The sequence below is a fragment of the Streptomyces sp. NPDC020898 genome (assembly GCF_044333925.1).
Taxonomy (GTDB): Bacteria; Actinomycetota; Actinomycetes; order Streptomycetales; family Streptomycetaceae; genus Streptomyces.
In genome coordinates this window covers 210,654-226,615 of the sequence record NZ_JBIRRV010000006.1, presented here as the reverse complement: position 1 = coordinate 226,615, position 15,962 = coordinate 210,654, and the positions used below count along the sequence as shown (strand labels likewise).

The 15,962-nt window shown below is 71.2% G+C and carries 15 protein-coding genes; 14 read left to right on the top strand and 1 reads right to left on the bottom strand.

The genetic code is table 11. The features are described 5' to 3' along the window. The first annotated feature begins 170 nt into the window (after positions 1-170). Both ACH4TV_RS20910 and ACH4TV_RS20905 read left to right on the top strand, forming a co-directional pair. Positions 171-869, top strand: a complete 699-nt coding sequence (locus ACH4TV_RS20910; protein WP_398400127.1) for a response regulator — start codon at positions 171-173, stop codon at positions 867-869. After that, entirely contained in the window at positions 866-2,026 is a 1,161-nt protein-coding gene (locus ACH4TV_RS20905) for a sensor histidine kinase (RefSeq protein ID WP_398400125.1), read from the top strand. Before ACH4TV_RS20910 ends, ACH4TV_RS20905 begins: the two co-directional genes overlap by 4 nt. A gap of 34 nt (positions 2,027-2,060) precedes the next feature. On the opposite strand, the gene ACH4TV_RS20900 is transcribed toward ACH4TV_RS20905, so the two are convergent. Further along, positions 2,061-3,854, bottom strand: a complete 1,794-nt coding sequence (locus ACH4TV_RS20900) for an AMP-dependent synthetase/ligase (protein ID WP_398400123.1) — start codon at positions 3,852-3,854, stop codon at positions 2,061-2,063. Between the two features lie 500 nt (positions 3,855-4,354). On the opposite strand from ACH4TV_RS20900, the gene ACH4TV_RS20895 reads away from it, so the two are divergent. From ACH4TV_RS20895 to ACH4TV_RS20840, 12 genes are all read left to right on the top strand, one after another. Next, positions 4,355-5,767 carry a transcriptional regulator gene (locus ACH4TV_RS20895; RefSeq protein ID WP_398400121.1) on the top strand — a complete coding sequence of 471 codons (1,413 nt, stop codon included), beginning with the start codon at positions 4,355-4,357 and terminating at the stop codon, positions 5,765-5,767. Positions 5,768-6,126: 359 nt separating this feature from the next. Continuing rightward, positions 6,127-6,831 carry a 3-oxoacyl-ACP reductase FabG gene (gene fabG, locus ACH4TV_RS20890; protein WP_398400119.1) on the top strand — a complete coding sequence of 235 codons (705 nt, stop codon included), beginning with the start codon at positions 6,127-6,129 and terminating at the stop codon, positions 6,829-6,831. A 180-nt stretch (positions 6,832-7,011) separates the two neighbouring features. Continuing rightward, positions 7,012-8,160, top strand: a complete 1,149-nt coding sequence (locus tag ACH4TV_RS20885) for a beta-ketoacyl-[acyl-carrier-protein] synthase family protein (RefSeq protein ID WP_398400117.1) — start codon at positions 7,012-7,014, stop codon at positions 8,158-8,160. Further along, complete coding sequence (locus ACH4TV_RS20880; RefSeq protein ID WP_398400115.1) at positions 8,157-8,729, top strand: hypothetical protein; 573 nt, start codon at positions 8,157-8,159, stop codon at positions 8,727-8,729. The genes ACH4TV_RS20885 and ACH4TV_RS20880 overlap by 4 nt, the downstream gene beginning before the upstream one ends. Next, on the top strand, positions 8,726-9,232 hold the full coding sequence (locus ACH4TV_RS20875) for a hypothetical protein (protein ID WP_398400113.1): 507 nt from the start codon (positions 8,726-8,728) through the stop codon (positions 9,230-9,232). Before ACH4TV_RS20880 ends, ACH4TV_RS20875 begins: the two co-directional genes overlap by 4 nt. Before the next feature lie 36 nt (positions 9,233-9,268). Next, a complete protein-coding gene (locus ACH4TV_RS20870; protein ID WP_398400111.1) occupies positions 9,269-9,931 on the top strand; it encodes a UbiX family flavin prenyltransferase in 663 nt (220 codons plus the stop codon). Next, positions 9,906-11,378, top strand: coding sequence for a UbiD family decarboxylase (locus ACH4TV_RS20865; RefSeq protein WP_398400109.1), 1,473 nt, complete (start codon positions 9,906-9,908; stop codon positions 11,376-11,378). The genes ACH4TV_RS20870 and ACH4TV_RS20865 overlap by 26 nt, the downstream gene beginning before the upstream one ends. A gap of 288 nt (positions 11,379-11,666) precedes the next feature. Beyond that, positions 11,667-12,146 (top strand): MaoC family dehydratase N-terminal domain-containing protein, encoded by a 480-nt coding sequence (locus ACH4TV_RS20860; protein ID WP_398400107.1) that lies wholly within the window; start codon positions 11,667-11,669, stop codon positions 12,144-12,146. Further along, positions 12,127-12,576: a MaoC family dehydratase gene (locus tag ACH4TV_RS20855; protein ID WP_398400723.1), complete on the top strand. Its 450-nt coding sequence runs from the start codon at positions 12,127-12,129 to the stop codon at positions 12,574-12,576. Before ACH4TV_RS20860 ends, ACH4TV_RS20855 begins: the two co-directional genes overlap by 20 nt. Continuing rightward, positions 12,573-13,499: a 3-oxoacyl-ACP synthase gene (locus tag ACH4TV_RS20850; RefSeq protein ID WP_398400105.1), complete on the top strand. Its 927-nt coding sequence runs from the start codon at positions 12,573-12,575 to the stop codon at positions 13,497-13,499. The genes ACH4TV_RS20855 and ACH4TV_RS20850 overlap by 4 nt, the downstream gene beginning before the upstream one ends. Positions 13,500-13,527: 28 nt before the next feature. Further along, positions 13,528-14,628, top strand: coding sequence for a C45 family autoproteolytic acyltransferase/hydolase (locus ACH4TV_RS20845; RefSeq protein WP_398400103.1), 1,101 nt, complete (start codon positions 13,528-13,530; stop codon positions 14,626-14,628). Continuing rightward, positions 14,628-15,386: a 4'-phosphopantetheinyl transferase family protein gene (locus ACH4TV_RS20840; protein WP_398400101.1), complete on the top strand. Its 759-nt coding sequence runs from the start codon at positions 14,628-14,630 to the stop codon at positions 15,384-15,386. Before ACH4TV_RS20845 ends, ACH4TV_RS20840 begins: the two co-directional genes overlap by 1 nt. The last annotated feature ends 576 nt before the right edge of the window (positions 15,387-15,962 follow it).

Genomic DNA, 15,962 nt, shown 5'->3' with positions numbered 1-15,962 from the left:
CGGTCCGCCCGCCCGCTCCCCCCGAACGGCTGGAAGCCTCCCCCCAGGTGGCTGGAGTGGCTCCCGGGCGCGTTCCAGCGGGGCTTTCGCCGCTCTAAGGTCGGGGGACGACATCGATGTGCGGCCGAAAACCGTCGCACTGGTGACGACGACGGCGAGGCGGAACGTACGTGATCCGGGTAGTGGTGGTGGACGACGAGGCACTGGTGCGGTCCGGCTTCCGGCTCATCCTCAGCGCGGCCGACGACATCGAGGTCGTCGCGACCACCGCGGGCGCGGAGGCGGTCGAGACCGTACGGCGGGAGAGTCCCGATGTCGTCCTGCTGGACATCCGGATGCCGGACGTCGACGGTCTGACCGTGCTGCGCCGGGTGCGGGCCCTGCCGAAGGCCCCGGTGGTGGCGATGCTGACGACGTTCGACGCCGACGAGTACATCCTGACCGCCCTGCGCTCCGGCGCGGCCGGTTTCCTCCTCAAGGACACCGAGCCCGACCAACTCGCCCAGCTGGTACGGACGTTGGCGGCGGGCGGGGTCGTGATGTCGCCGAAGGCCTCCCGGGCCGTCTGGCAGAGCCACCCGGGTGCCACGGCCCGCGCCGAGGACCCCGGGGCGGCCCGCGTGGGGCGGCTCAGCGAACGCGAGCGCGAGGTCCTCGTACTGATCGCGGAGGGGCTGTCCAACGCCGACATCGGCACCCGTATCCATCTCAGCGCGGGCACGGTCAAGGACCACGTCAGCGCGATCCTCACCAAGCTGAAGGTGAGCAGCCGGGTCCGGGCGGCGCTGCTCGCCCAGCGGGCCGGGTTGCTGGACGCCGTCGAGGACGCGGACGGGAACCGGCCCGGTCAGCGGGAGCCAGGGCGATGACCGCGTCCGAGGAAGCCGGTGTCCGGGCGGCCGACGCGCGCCGGGCGTGGTGGGTGCGGGTTCCGGACCGGGTCGTCGACGCCCTCGTCATCGTCGTGGCGGCCATGGACGCGTCGCTCAACCTGTTCGGTGAGCCGTCCGCCGCGATCGTGACCGCCCTGCTCGCCTGCGGTGTGCTGGCGTTCCGGCGGCGTTTCCCGCTCGTGGTCTTCCTGCTCACCCTGCCGGCCAGCCTCATGGTGGGCATCGTGTTCGCCCCGTTCGCCGCGCTGTTCACGCTGGCCGAACGCTCCCGCGACCGCCGCCATCTCGCCGTCTGTGCCCTGCTGTTCGCCCTGGCCTCCGCCGCGCCCTGGCCCTTGGACGACTTCTCCTCGCACGACCGCACCTGGACGGTCGTCTACTTCTTCTACACCCTCGCCACCGCCGCCGCGCCGGTTCTCCTGGGCCAACTCCTCCAGGCACGGCGGGACCTGTCCCGGCAGCTCGTCGAGATCGAGGAAGCCCGGGAACACGAACGGCTGCTGCACTCCCAGGCCGTCCTGGCCCGCGAACGCGCCCAGCTCGCCCGCGAGATGCACGATGTCGTCTCCCACCAGGTCAGCCTGATCGCCGTGCAGGCCGGAGCGCTCCAAGTCGCTGCCACGGACCCGGAGTTCAAGGAGGGGGCCCGCACCATCCGCGCCCTCAGCGTCGACACCCTGGACGAACTCCGCCACATGGTCACCCTGTTGCGGGCGTCCGGCGGCAAGGCCACCGAGCTGACCCCGCAGCCCACCCTCGCGGACCTGCACAAGCTCGTCGCGACCAGCGGCATCGACGCCGAGCTGACCGGTGAGCTCCCCCCGGACATCGGCACGCCGGCCCAGCGGACCGTCTACCGCACCGTGCAGGAAGCCCTCACCAACGTCCGTAAACACGCCCCCGGCGCCCGCGCGACCGTACAGTTGTGGCGCGGCGAGGACGGCACCGACTTCGGTGTGACCGTGACGAACACTCCGTCCACCCGGCCGTCCTTGCCCCTGCCCGGCTCCCGCCAGGGCCTCGTCGGCCTCGGCGAGCGCGCCGAACTCCTCGACGGGACCCTGGAGTCCGGCTCCACCCCTGAGGGTGGCTACCGGGTCAGGCTTCGGATCCCGGCCCACTCCGCGCAGTGAAGTGGGCCTGCCACGTCGGCTCGGGAGGTGCGACTCAGGAGGTGTAGAGGGCCTCGATCTCGTCGGCGAAGTCCCGCTGCACGATGTTCCGCTTCAGCTTCAGCGACGGGGTCAGATGGCCGGACGCCTCGGTGAACTGGACATCGAGGATACGGAACTTCCGTACCGCCTCCGCCCGGGAGACCGCCGCGTTGCCGTCGTCGATGGCGCCCTGGATCTCGGCGAGCAGCCCGGGATCGTCGAGGAGTTGCGCCGCCGGTGTGTCCTCCGGCTTGCCGTGCTGCTTGGCCCAGCGGGGCAGGAATTCGGGGTCCAGCGTCACCAGCGCTCCGACGAACGGCTTGGCCTCGCCGACCACCATGCACTCGGCGACCAGCGCGTGGGCCCGGATGCGGTCCTCGATCACGGCCGGGGCGACGTTCTTGCCGCCCGCCGTGACGATGATCTCCTTCTTCCGGCCGGTGATGCTGAGGTAGCCCTCGTCGTCCAGGGACCCCAGGTCGCCGGTGTGGAACCAGCCGTCGACCAGCACGTCCGCGGTCGCCGTCTCGTTGTTCCAGTAGCCGCTGAACAGGTTCTCGCCCCGCAGCACGATCTCCCCGTCGTCCGCGATGCGCACCGAGCTGCCCGCCACCGGCAGGCCCACCGTGCCGATCTTCTGGCGGTCGTAGGGGTTGAGGGTGGTCGCGGCGCAGGACTCGGCGAGGCCGTAGCCCTCCAGGACGGTGAGACCGAGGCCCCGGTAGAAGTGGCCCAGGCGTTCGCCCAGCGCGGCGCCGCCGGAGAGGGCGTGCGTGGTCCGGCCGCCGAGTGCCGCGCGCAGCTTGCTGAGGACCAGCCGGTCGACGACCTTGTGCTTCAGCCGCAGCCCGAATCCGGGGCCCGACGGTGTCTCCATCGCCCGGCTGTAGGCGATGGCCGTGTCCGCGGCCAGCTCGAAGATCTTCTCCTTGCCGCCCGCCCGGGCCTGGGCGCGCGCCGAGTTGTAGACCTTCTCGAACACCCGGGGTACGCCGAGCAGGAAGGTGGGCCGGAACTTCCCCAGTTCCGCGGTCACGTCCTTGACGTCGCTGACGTGGCCCAGCTTGATCGGGCCCATCATGGCCCCGACCTCGACCACCCTGGCGAGGACGTGCGCGAGCGGCAGGAAGAGGAGGAGCGAGGCGTCCTCGCGGAACAGGGGGGTGTTGCGGGCGATGATGTTGCCGCACTCCGCGAGGAAGTTGCGGTGGGTGAGCGTGCAGCCCTTGGGCCGGCCAGTGGTGCCGGAGGTGTAGTTGATCGTGGCCACCGAGTCGGGGGTGGCCGACGAGGCGTGCTCGTCGAGCTGAGCGTCCGTCACATCGCGGCCCACTGCGCCGAGTTCCTCGATGGCGCCGGCGTCGATCTGCCAGAGGTGCTTGAGCAGGGGCAGACGTGGCCGCACCTCCTCCACCACGGCCTGGTGCGCCCCGGTCTCCACGAGGCAGGCCACCGCGCCCGAGTCGCTGATGATCCACTCGACCTGCTCGGCCGAGGAGGTCTCGTAGATCGGCACGGAGACCGCGCCCGCGCACCACATCGCGAAGTCCAGCAGCGTCCACTCGTAGCGGGTGCGTGACATCAGGGCGATCCGGTCGCCCGGCTGCACCCCGGAGGCGATCAGGCCCTTGGCCACACTGCGGACCTCGGTGAGGAACGCCGCGGCGGTGACGTCCTGCCACTGCCCGGAGACCTTGCGGGCGAGTACGGCCCGGTCGGGATACTCGGCGGCGTTGCGGAGGACGATGTCCACCAGATTGCCGTCCGACGGTACGTCGTACAGGGCCGGAACGCTGAACTCGCGCAAGACTGATGCTCCTTGTCGGCGTGGCCGCGGAAGTGCGCGCCGCAGCAGGGGCCGGGTGCTGACGGCCCGGAGGCTACCAGTAAGTAGGGACCAGGTACAGGCCACCGTTCGGTTGACACCTGGCGCCCCAATCACGCACCCAGGCCGCCGAGTTGTCGTCTTCGGGGCCGATTTCGGGGCCGATCGGAAGGGCCCGTGCGACGGACCGGCGTCGTCCGCATGGAGACAGAGGACAACTCAGCCAAAATCTCTATTTTCGGTTCAGCACCTCGACGCGGACACTCTGATTACGTTCTGATATCTGTGCGATTACAGCCCGCTCACATCACATGACGCTCTGCCGCCCCACGCGCCCCATTCGTCATCGCACTGAGCACGACGCACGGTGCGCGACTCGGACACCGACCCTTTGACGGTCTGACCAGTTCGGGCTCAGCCCGGGCCTGGCAGATTCCCCTCACCGCCTCACGAAACGTGTCATCGAGGAGCACAACATTCTCATGCACAGAGAAGAACGAAGTACGGCCACGTCCACCCGCCACCGCCACCCTCTTGCCGCCCTGCGCACCAAGGCCGGCTACACCCACAGCGAGTACGCCCGCCTGATCGCCACGACCCATGCCGAACTCGGTTTCGGCCACATGGCGGCACGCCGGGAGAAGGTCTCCCGCTGGGAGGCCGGCCGGGCGGTGCCCGAGCGGACCGCCCAGCTCGCGATCGCGCACATCCACGCCGTCCCCGAGGAAGAGGTGTCCAGACTGGTCTGGCCGGACTGGCTGTATCTGGCCCACGGTGACGCGCGGCAGCTGGAATTACCGTGGAAGGCCTCGGTCGTGCCCGAGGCCATCCTCGACGCCGTCGCGACGCGACAACAGACGCAGCAGGGGTACCTGCTGGCGACCGGTTGGGCGGCCAAGTCGCTGGCGGACAACTGGCTGGACGCGATGACGGAGGCCCTGGCGAAGTCCCCGGAGAGGCCTTCGCACAGAGCCTGGCTGCAGCGCTGGGAGAGCGGCCCGGGGGCCGAGCCCGGATCCGTCCTCCAGGCCTGCACCCGGCTCCGTACGCTGCACGTGTTCGCGCACAGGTTCACCGCGGGATGGCTGGTGACCGCCAGTGAAGAGGAACTGCGGCATCTGGCCGACCACTTCGTCACCGCTCCGGACATGCTCAGCAGCGGCCCCGGACTGCTGGTCCTGGCGGCGGAGGGGCTGACGCTGTGCGGCTTCATCGCCCGGCTCCAGGGCGAACACGTCAGCGCCCAGCGGTACTACGTCGCCGCTCTGCGATGCGCCACCGCCGCCGGTGACGCGGAGACGGCGGCGGCGGTCATCACGCTGCACGCCGCGCAGTACCTGGACCTGCATCTGCACACGGAGGCCACCGAACTGCTCACCGCGGCAAGGACGTTGCTGAGCCGGCGCCGGGTCGCTGTGCGGGACCCGGCACTGGCGGCGCTGCTCCACGCGCAGACCGCCCGAGTCCACGCCCAGCGCGGGGACGACCTGAGCCGTAAGAGGGCACTGCTCGAAGGGCGCCTGGCGCTGAGTGCCGACCCCCACGCGGACAGCATGCCGATCCTGCCGATCCGCAGCGACAACTGGCTCCAGCTGATGGACGGGGTGTCGCTGCTGGAGATGGGCCAGCCGGATCGCGCGATCAAGTGCTTCGAGCCGGTGCTGTCCGAGCACATACCGGAGTTGAAGCTGCCTCCCTCTGTGCGTTCCCTGTACCTGCTGCGCGCCGCCGAGACACAGGTCGCGCTCGGGGACGCGACGGGCGGTGCGGAGTCCGCGGCCCAGGCGGCGACTCTGCTCGGCGGTGTGCGGGCCGCCGCGTCCGATCGAGTGAGGCTCGCCCTGCGCGCGTACTCCCACCTGCCCGAAGTGAGGATGCTCCTGTCGACCGAATGACGGCAGCGCGACGGCGGTGAACTCGGCCGCCCGGCACCGGAATCACGGTGCCGGGCGGCCGACTGCCGTTTTGGCACCCCTGGGTCCGCCGTGGAACATCCCGGCGCTGCCGCATGAAAACAACTCCACGGCGTCAGGTCAACGTGCCTCGGGTGTGCCCCGTGGAATCGGCTCCTGCCGAGGCACGCCCGAGGCACACCGTGATCCGTGGAAATTCCCGGCGGCCTGCGATGAGATTTCGGTGCCCGCCCGGTGAGGAACCACGGAGGTGCTCGGCACCCGGTTTTTCTCCGCCGCACAGTGCGCATCGGGCGGCGCTCTCGACGCTTTTCACGACCCTCAGGCTGGAGATTTTGCTCATGAGCCGATCTGTCCTGGTAACCGGCGGGAACCGCGGAATAGGCCTGGCCGTGGCACGCCGACTCAGCGCCGACGGTGACCGTGTCGCGGTGACCTGCCGGTCGGGTGAACCGCCGAGCGGCCTGCTCGCGGTGAACTGCGACGTCCTGGACGCCACCGCGGTGGACGAGGCGTTCGACAAGGTCGAGGCGGAACAGGGCCCGGTCGAGGTCCTGGTGGCGAACGCCGGCATCACCAGGGACACCTTGCTGATCCGGATGTCGGAGCAGGACTTCACCTCGGTGATCGACACCAACCTGACCGGGACGTACCGGGTGGTGAAACGCGCGGCCAGGCACCTGATGCGTGCTCAGGCGGGGCGGGTCGTGATCATCTCGTCGACCGCCGCGCTGAGCGGTGTCGCCGGACAGGTCAACTACGGGGCCTCGAAAGCGGGGCTGATCGGCCTGGCCCGGTCGCTCGCCCGGGAGTTCGCCCCGCGCGGTGTCACGGTCAACGTGGTGGCGCCGGGGCTCACCGACACCGCGATGAGCACGGCACTCGCCGACGGACAGCGCGAGCGGATCGTCGGTCAGATCCCCCTCGGCCGGATGGCGGACCCCGAGGAGGTGGCCGCGGCGGTCCGGTTCCTGGCGTCCACCGAGGCCTCGTACATCACCGGCGCGGTCGTCCCGGTGGACGGCGGCATGGGAATGGGGCACTGAGATGGTCCCGGCAGCGCAATCACCCGTTTTTCACTACGTGGAAAGCGTGCCACGGTATTCCGCCGACCGGTTTCCCTCTCCCTCTGCGGTGAATCCCGCCAGGGTTCCCGGCCGAATCCGGCCGCGGATATCCATTCGACCGACTCGGCCGGCCCCGACGGAAATACTGGGAGGCTCCAGGTGAACAGGGAATCAGGCGCGGGCCGGACCGGCAGGGCGGTCGCCGTCACCGGGGTGGCGGTGACCACCGGATACGGGCAAGGCATCGACGCGCTGCGCGACGGGATCTACTCCGGTGTCCCCGCCTTCGTTCCGGTGACCAGGTTCGACACCAGCAGGTACCGGGTCGGTGTCGCCGCCCAGGCGGACCCCGGACTCGATCTCGACACGGAACTGGTGGCACTGACCGAGGAGGCCTGCAAGCAGGCCGGCCTCTCGCAGAGCGAACGGGCTGACGCACCGCTCGTCGTGGCACGGCACGCGGATCCCGCCGTGTCCCGGCTGCCGAGGGAGGACCAGGAGTCCCGGCCCATCAGTGACACCGCCCAGCGGCTGTCGCGCGAGCTGGGCCTCGGCGGGGCCGGGCGCACCTACATCAACGCCTGTGTCGCCGCCAGCAGCGCCCTCGCGGACGCGGCGGCCCTGATCTCCTCCGGCCGCAACGACCGGGTGGTGGTCGCCGCGGGGCATCTCGTCGACGCGGAGTCCTTCACGACCTTCGACGCGGGCAAGGCCATGGCGGCCGACGGACGGCTCAGGCCGTTCAGCTCCGGACGCAAGGGGCTGCTGCTGGGCGACGGCGCCGGCGCGGTGGTGCTGGAGGCGGTGGACAGCCGTACGGGGATGCGGCCCCTGGCCCGTCTCACCGGCTGGGGCATGGCGGGCGACGCCCACCACGTCTGCCGGCCGCACCCCCGGGGACTGGGCATGGCCCGCGCGATCGGCCACGCACTCGACCGGGCGGGGCTGGGCCCGGAGGACCTCGACTACGTCAACGCGCACGGCACCGGTACGCCGTCCAACGACGCCGCCGAGACCGCGGCCATGCACCGTGCGTTCGGGGAGCACGCGGAGCGGATCCCCGTCAGCTCCACCAAGTCGATGCACGGGCACGCGCTGCAGGCCGCGGGCCTGGTGGAGTTCGCCATCTGCCTGCTCGCCCTGGAGACGGGGAGCCTGCCGGTCAACTCCGGTTATCTCGGCCCCGATCCGGACTGCCGACTCGATCTCGTCCTCGACTCGCCCAGGAAGCGTGAGGCACGGCATGTGCTCAGCCTCAACGCCGCCTTCGGGGGAGCCAACACAGCGCTGGTGGTGAGTGCCGCATGACGACAACGACGACGAAAACGACGACAACAACAACGCCGACCGCTCCCCTGACCGTACTGGCGCGTGCGAGCTGGTCCGCCGACGAGGACGAACAGCCCCCCAACCTGCCCGGGTTCACCGCCTCGCCGTTCGCCCCGATCATCGCCCATGTCGCCGACCGCTGTCTGTCCGGCCACCACGGTGAGCCGCCCGCGCCGCCGGAGCAGGCTGAGCGGACCGCGATCGTCCTGGTGACGCAGCTCGGCGACATGGCCACCGAGGCCGCGGTCGTGGGCTCGGTCGACACCGGGAGCAAGGCCTCGCCGCTGCTCTTCTACCAGTCCGTGCCCAGTGCCGTCCTCGGCTTCGTCTCGGCACGCTGGGACCTCGGCGGTGCGGTCATCTGTATCAGCCCGGCCGGTGACCCATTGGCCGAAGGCACCGACCTGGCCGAGCTGTTGATCGAGGACGGCGGCACCGGCGACGTACTCCTGGTGCTCGTCGAACTCGCCGCGCGGGAGGGCCGGCCGGACCGGGCCGAGGCGCTCCTCGTCCGTGCCGGTGCCGTGCCCGCAGGGGAGGCGGCATGACGGACACCGCCCGGGACTTCCCGTTGTCCAAGGAGATCGCCCTGCTGCGGCAGGCCTGGTGGCTGCACGACGCCCGCTGGTACCAGGCGGTGAAGACCCGGTTCGGCCAGGAGGCCGCCAACGAACTCAACGCCGAGGTGATGCAGTTCGTGGCCCGGCGCGTCGCCACCGTCTACGCCCGGCAGCACCCCACGGGCCCGGAGGCCACCCCGAAGGACGTGGCCACCACTCTGGAGGCGCTCGCCCGGCTGATGTTCACCCGGTCGATGGTGCACCTGGAGTCCACCGAGTTCGACCCCAACGGCACCTGGGAGACCGTCGTCAGCGAGCACTTCGCGCTGCGGATGCTCAAGGCCAGCCGCTCCCTCGACGACTACCAGTGCCCGTGTCTGGAACTGCGCGCGGGCTGGTTCCAGGGCATCGGGGTGCAGGCCACGGACGAGGTCATCGAGTGCATGCGTGAGGGCGCGTCGGTCTGCCGGTTCCGCGCCTGCCTGAAGTGACCCGGTCCGGAGGAACACACGATGAAGGAGGCGTCGATGCGACTGGTCGTGGCCATCACCGGTGCCACCGGCGCGGTGCTGGGGGTGCGGTTGCTCCAGGAACTGCGGCTCCACGAAGAGGTGGAGACCCATCTCGTGATGAGCAGGTGGGCGCGCTCGACGCTGAAGGTCGAGACCGAGCTCACCGGGCGCGCGGTGAGTGACCTCGCGGACGTCACCTACTCCCCCGACGACCAGGGGGCGGCGATCGCGTCCGGCTCCTTCCCGGTGGACGGCATGATCGTCATGCCGTGCAGCATGAAGACCCTGGCCGCGATCAGGACCGGGTACGCCGACGGCCTTGTCGCCCGGGTCGCGGACGTGACGCTCAAGGAGCGGCGCAGGCTCGTGCTCGTACCCCGGGAGACCCCGCTCAGCGACATCCACCTCGACAATCTGCTGGCCCTGTCCCGGATGGGCGTGGTGGTGCTGCCACCGATGCTGACCTTCTACAACCGGCCGTCCACCGTCGACGACATGGTCGACCACATCGTCGCCCGGGTCCTCGACCAGTTCGGCATCGCGTCGGGCCGCGCACGCCGGTGGCACGGGCTGCCGGACACGAACCCGGCTCCGGCGGCCGTCGGCCTCGACCACAGCTCCGTCTCCGTGAACGCCCGGGAGGGCCGTCCTCATGAGCCACTTCACCGACCTGCGTGAGTACACCGAGGCGCTCGACGCGCTCGGTGACCTGAAGACGATCGGCCGGCCCGTCAGCGCGGACCTGGAGGCGGCGGCGATCACCCGGCGCTCCTACGAGATCCGCTCCCCCGCACCGCTGTTCACCCACGTCACGGAGGACCGCATCGGGATGCGGATCCTCGGGGCGCCGGCGGGCGTGAGCTCCCGGTCCGACATGCGGCTGGCCCGGCTCGCGCTCTCGGTGGGGCTGCCACCCACGACGGGCGCCGCGGCGCTCGTCGATCACCTGGTGCGCACCCGCGACGCCGCACCCGTACCGCCGCGGACGGTCCCGCGCGAGAGCGCGCCGTGCAAGGAGAACGTCCTGCTCGGGGACGAGGCGACGCTGGACCGCTTCGCCGTCCCGCGCATCCACGAGAAGGACGGCGGCAGGTACCTCAACACCTGGGGTGTCATCGTCACGAGGATGCCCGACGGCTCGTGGACCAACTGGTCCATCTCGCGCATCATGATGCTCGACGGCAAGCGGATGACGGGCCTCGTGGTGCCTCCGCAGCACCTCGGCCTGGTCTGGCAGGCCTGGGCCGAGCGGGGCGAGCCGATGCCGTACGCACTGGTGCAGGGCGGCGCTCCCGCCATCCCCTTCGTGGGCGGCATCCCGCTGCCGAGGGGTGTGGACGAGGTCGGCTACATCGGCGCCCTGCACGGGGAGCCGGTCGACGTGGTCCGGTGCGAGACGGTCGACCTGGAGGTGCCCGCCCACGCGGAGGTGGTCATCGAGGGCCATATGTCGGTGGACCGCGACAGCCTCGAAGGCCCGTTCGGCGAGTACGCCGGGTACGCCTCCACCCAGTCCTCGATGCAGCCGGTGTACACCGTGGAGGCGATCACCCACCGGAACGACCCGATCTGGCCCATCGTCCCGGAGGGCAGGCCGGCGGACGAATACCACACCGTGACCGGCACCGGGCGCGCCGCGAACGTCCTGCACGCCCTGCGGGCCGCGGGTCTGCCGGTGACCACCGCGTGGATGCCGTTCCTCGCAGCCATGCACTGGACGGTGGTGACCGTGCCGGACAACTGGCGGTCGGTCCTGCCCGGCGTGGACTCCGGGGAGTTCGTACGGCGGATCGGCGAGGTCATCCACAACAGCGGCGGGCCCAGCGCGATGATGCCCGTCACCTTCGTGCTCGACGACGACATCGATCCGTCCGACGAGGCCGACCTGCTGTGGGCGCTCGCGACCCGGCTGCACCCGAAGGACCGGCGGATGGCCTGGGACGGTGTGGTGCTGCCGTTCATGGCCTGTTTCTCGGAGGACGAGCGCAAGGCGATGCGTGGTCCGAGCGTCGTCCACGACGGGCTGCTGCCCGCCTGGGGCGAGGGCCGGCTGCACCACAGCTCCTTCGCCCAGGCCTATCCGGCCGACATCCGCCGCAAGGTCCTGGACCACTGGGACGACTAGGGGGCTTCTGATGGATCTCCGTGGAGGAAGGAGCGGCGTCTGGTGCGTGCGATCGCAAGGCGCCGGAGCGCCCTCGATGGGGGTCCCCCCGCTCGAGCGAAGCCGAGAGTGGGGGAGGAGCCACGTGGGCGTTTCGGCAACGCGGCATGGGGGTCCCCCCGCTCGAGCGGAGCCGAGAGTGGGGGAGTGCGTGCCGGGCGCCGCGACGCCGCGGAGATCCATCAGAAGCCCCCTAGGCCCGGCCGACGTCCAACGGCACCCTTCCCGACTGCCCCTTGATGGAGCGACATGGCCCTGAACCCGAGCTGCGTCGGAAAGACGTACCCGCCCTCGCAGCCCTATCCCGTCGAGCCGGAGACGATCCGCCGCTTCGCCGAGGCGGTGGGCGATCCCGCCGCCGTGTTCACGGACCCGGAGGCGGCGCGGTCCCTGGGCCATCCCGCCGCCCTCGCGCCGCCGACCTTCCCGTTCGTCGTGGTCGCCCGCGCGATGCACGAGGTGTTCGACTACGAGGACATCGGCTTCGACCCGACCTATCTCATCCACGGCGACCAGCGGTTCGAGTACACCCGGCCGGTCCGGGTGGGCAACCGGCTGGTGACCACCCTGGAGATCACCGGGGCGAAGACGCTGCGCGGCAAGGACGTGCTCACCCTGCGCGCCGATCTCACGGACACCGGCGGCGAACACGTCGTCACCACGCACATGACCTTCGTCTCGCTGAGCGCGGTGGAGGGCGGTGGGCGTGATGACGTTCAGGGCCGGTGACGTGAGCGTCGGGACCGAGCTGCCCGTCAGGACGGTGACGGTCACCCGGGGCGACCTGGTGCGGTACGCGGGCGCCTCCGAGGACTTCAACCCGGTCCACTGGAACCCGCGGGTGGCGCGCGAGGCCGGGCTGCCCGATGTGATCGCCCACGGGATGCTCACGATGGCGGTGGCCGCCCGCACGGTGACCGACTGGGTGCGCGACCCGGGCGCGATCGTCGAGTACCGCACCCGCTTCAGCCGGCCGGTCGTGGTGCCGGACGACGGACAGGGCACCTCGATCGAGGTCCGCGGCCGGGTCGCCGAGCGGCTCGACGACACCCGTGTCCGTGTCGATCTCGTGGTGACCAGCGGCGGAACCAAGGTGCTCAGCGAGGCCCGCGCGGTCGTACGACTCGCTCTCGATCCGAACGGACAACAGGACGGATGAACCCTTCCCCGGTCTTCCTCAGCTCGCCCCGGTACGTCCTGGGCGAGATCGAGGAACCGTACACCGCCATCGAGGACCTTCCAGCACGTGCGGCGCGGTACGCCATGCCCGTGGCGCCCCGGACGTGGGGCTGGGGCAGCTTCTTCCGCACCGCCCGCACACCGGTCGAGCTGGCCGTCGCCAGTGGGAACGCCACCCTCGACGCGTCCGGCGCGGCCCGGGAGTCGGTCGACGGGCTGATCGTGTGTACCACGTCGTTCCCGCGTTCGGTCGACGACCACGCCGGGTTCCTCGGGACCGTGCTGGACGGACTGGGGCTGGCCTCGGTGGCGTTCGCCTGCGGGATGACGCTGAACCGGTGCAACAACCTGCTCGCGGCCCTGCATCTGGCCCATTCCCTGGTGCGGTCCGGCAGTCACCGGCTGGTCCTCGTGGTCACGGCGGACCGGATCGTGGACGAGGCCGTCCGGCTGGAGAAGTTCGCGTTGTTCAGCGACGGCGCGGCGAGCTGTCTGGTGGGCGCCGCCGAACCGGGGCCGGACGCCTTCGCGTTGGTCGCCTCGGCCTCGGCGCAGGACAACGCCGTACTCGGGGTGCGCGACCAGATCGACTCCCGGCTCGCCGTCGCGGTCAACGAGGAGCTGGAACGGGTCACGGGGATCCCCCGGGAGAAGATCGCGGCGGTCCTCCCGGCCAACCTGGTGCGGCCGCTGGTGACCATGAAGGAACGTCAGGCGGGCTTCACCGCCGCGCAGTTGCGCACCGGCAACATCGAGCGGTTCGGCCACTGCTTCGCCGCGGACCCCCTGATCAACCTCGTCGACCTCGTCGCGTCGGGAGAGGGGGAGATCGATGAGCTCTGTCTGCTGGCCTCCAGTGTGCCCGGCGCCCGGCACGGCGTCCTGCTCCGGAAGATCTCGTGACATCAAGGAAGAGCGAACGGATGAACATATGCGCCGGAGCCACGGCGAGGAAACGATGACCGCCGGCGCGCCGGTTCCCTCCCTCCAACTGACCGGTGATCCCTATGAGTTGGGGCGTCAGCACGGCGCCGCCCGCGCCGTGGCGCTGCGCGCCTTCCTCGACGACGGCCTGGCCCGCCTGAACCACCTCCTGGACACCCCGGTGTCGCTGGCCTCGCTGGAACCGACGATCGCGGCGTACCGCTCGGAGATCGAGGCCGGTACGCCCGCACTTGCCGAGGAGATCCGCGGTCTCGCCGCCGGGGCGGGCATCAGCCACGCGGAGGCCCTGCTGCTCCAGTTGCGGCGGGAGATCCTCGGATACCGCAGCACCCGCCGTCCGGAGGGCGACTGCACGACGTACGCGAGGGTGGGCAGCGGTCCGCACACCACGCTCGCGCAGACGGTGGACCTCAGCGGCAACCTCGACGACCAGAGCTGCTTCCTCTCGATCCGCCGGGCCGGCTCCCGGCGCGAGGTGCTGATGCTGAGCTTCGGGGGCCTGCTCGGCTACCTGGGGATGAACAGCGACGGCCTCGCCGTCGGCATCAACCTCGTGCTGGGCGGCAGATGGGGGCCGGGGGTGCCGCCGTATCTCGCGGTCCGTCACGTCCTGGACAGCGCCGGGTCGGTGGACGAGGCGCTGGGTGTCCTGGAGGGGCTGCGGCTGGCGAGTTCCCGGTCGCTGATGCTGTGCGACCGCCGGGGATGCGCCTACGTCGAGTTCATGGACGGGCGGATGCATGTGGTCCAGGACACGGTGCTGGTCCACACGAACCACTTCCTGCGGCCGGAGTTCGTCCCCTTCGACGAGCTGAACGTGTTCGCCAAGAACTCCTCGCTGCGCCGGCTGGACGCGTGTGCCGTCCGGCTGAAGGCCCTGCCCCAGGACGCCTCGCCCGGTGACCATCTCGGTCTGTTGTCGACACCGCCGATCTTCGTGCCGGACAACGGTGACATCCGCCGGGAGCGCACGGTCGCCGTGGTGGCGATGCGCCCGGCGCTCGGTGAGGTGCAGTTGCTGGGCTCCCGGCCGTGCGAGGCGCCCCAGGTCTTCGCGACCGAGTCGTTGAGCGGGGCGGAGGGCTGATGAGGACCGGGGCGGAGGGCTGGCTGATCGCGCTGGACGACGGGGCGGAGCGTCCCTGGGACGACGAGGGCTGCCGCGCCGTCCTCTCCACGGAGGAGTCGCGGCGGGCCGACCGGTTCGCCCGCCCCGCCTCGGCCGTCACCTATGTGCGGGTGCGTGCCGCCGTCCGCGGGGTGCTCGCCCAGGTGCTCGGCGAGTCCCCGGCGGACGTGCGCATCTCGTCGGCACCGGGCGGCGGGCCCGTCCTGCCGGAGCATCCGGACTGGTACGTCAGCTGGTCCACGTCGGCCGGGGTGCTGCTGGTCGGGGTGTGCCGGGGCGCCCCGATCGGGGTCGACGTGGAGCTGATCCGGCCCGTCGAGTCGCCGGCGAAGGTGCTGCGGACGTTCTACCCGAGCGCCTTCGCACTGGGCGACCTCCGCGAGCCGGAGACGTTCTTCTCGGCCTGGACCCTGCTCGAGGCGGCGGTCAAGGCAACCGGCCGGGGCCTCGCCCGGGGCGCACGCCAGGTCCAGCTGTACCGGCCCCCCGGCGCCCGCCGCTGCGCCCTGGCCGGCATCCGCGACGCCGGCACGGCGCCATGGTCCGGCCGCACCGAACGGTTCACGCTCCCCCGGTCGTCGGCCCGGGTGATGACAGCCGTCGTGACCCGGGGCACGACCGCCCCGGTACGGCTCCACAACCAGCGGCCGCAGGACACCCAGCAGCCCTCCGCCGATGCCCTGCGGCCGGTGCCGGGGACGGGGGCCGCATCGTGAGCCCGGCACCCGGAACGTGTCGTACAGCCCGGTCGTCGGCCCGGGGAATGACGGCCCCGGTACGGCTCCACAACCAGCGGCCGCCGGGCGCCCCGCCGACCCCCGGCGCTGCCCTGCGGTCGATGCCGCGGGACGAGGGCCACACCATGAGCCCGGCACCCGGAACGTGTCGTACAGCCCGGTCGTCGGCCCGGGGAATGACGGCCCCGGTACGGCTCCACAACCAGCGGCCGCCGGACGCCCCGCCGACCCCCGGCGCTGCCCTGCGGTCGATGCCGCGGAACGAGGGCCGCACCATGAGCCCGACACCCGGAACGTGTCGTACAGCCCGGTCGTCGGCCCGGGGAATGACGGCCCCGGTACGGCTCCACAACCAGCGGCCGCCGGACGCCCCGCCGACCCCCGGCGCTGCCCTGCGGTCGATGCCGCGGAACGAGGGCCGCACCATGAGCCCGACACCCGGAACGTGTCGCGCTGACCGGTCGTCCGCCCAGGTGATGACGGCCGTGGTGGCCGCCCTGCCGTCCCCCGGCAATGCCCTGCGGCCGGTGCCGGGGACGGGGACCGCATCGTGAG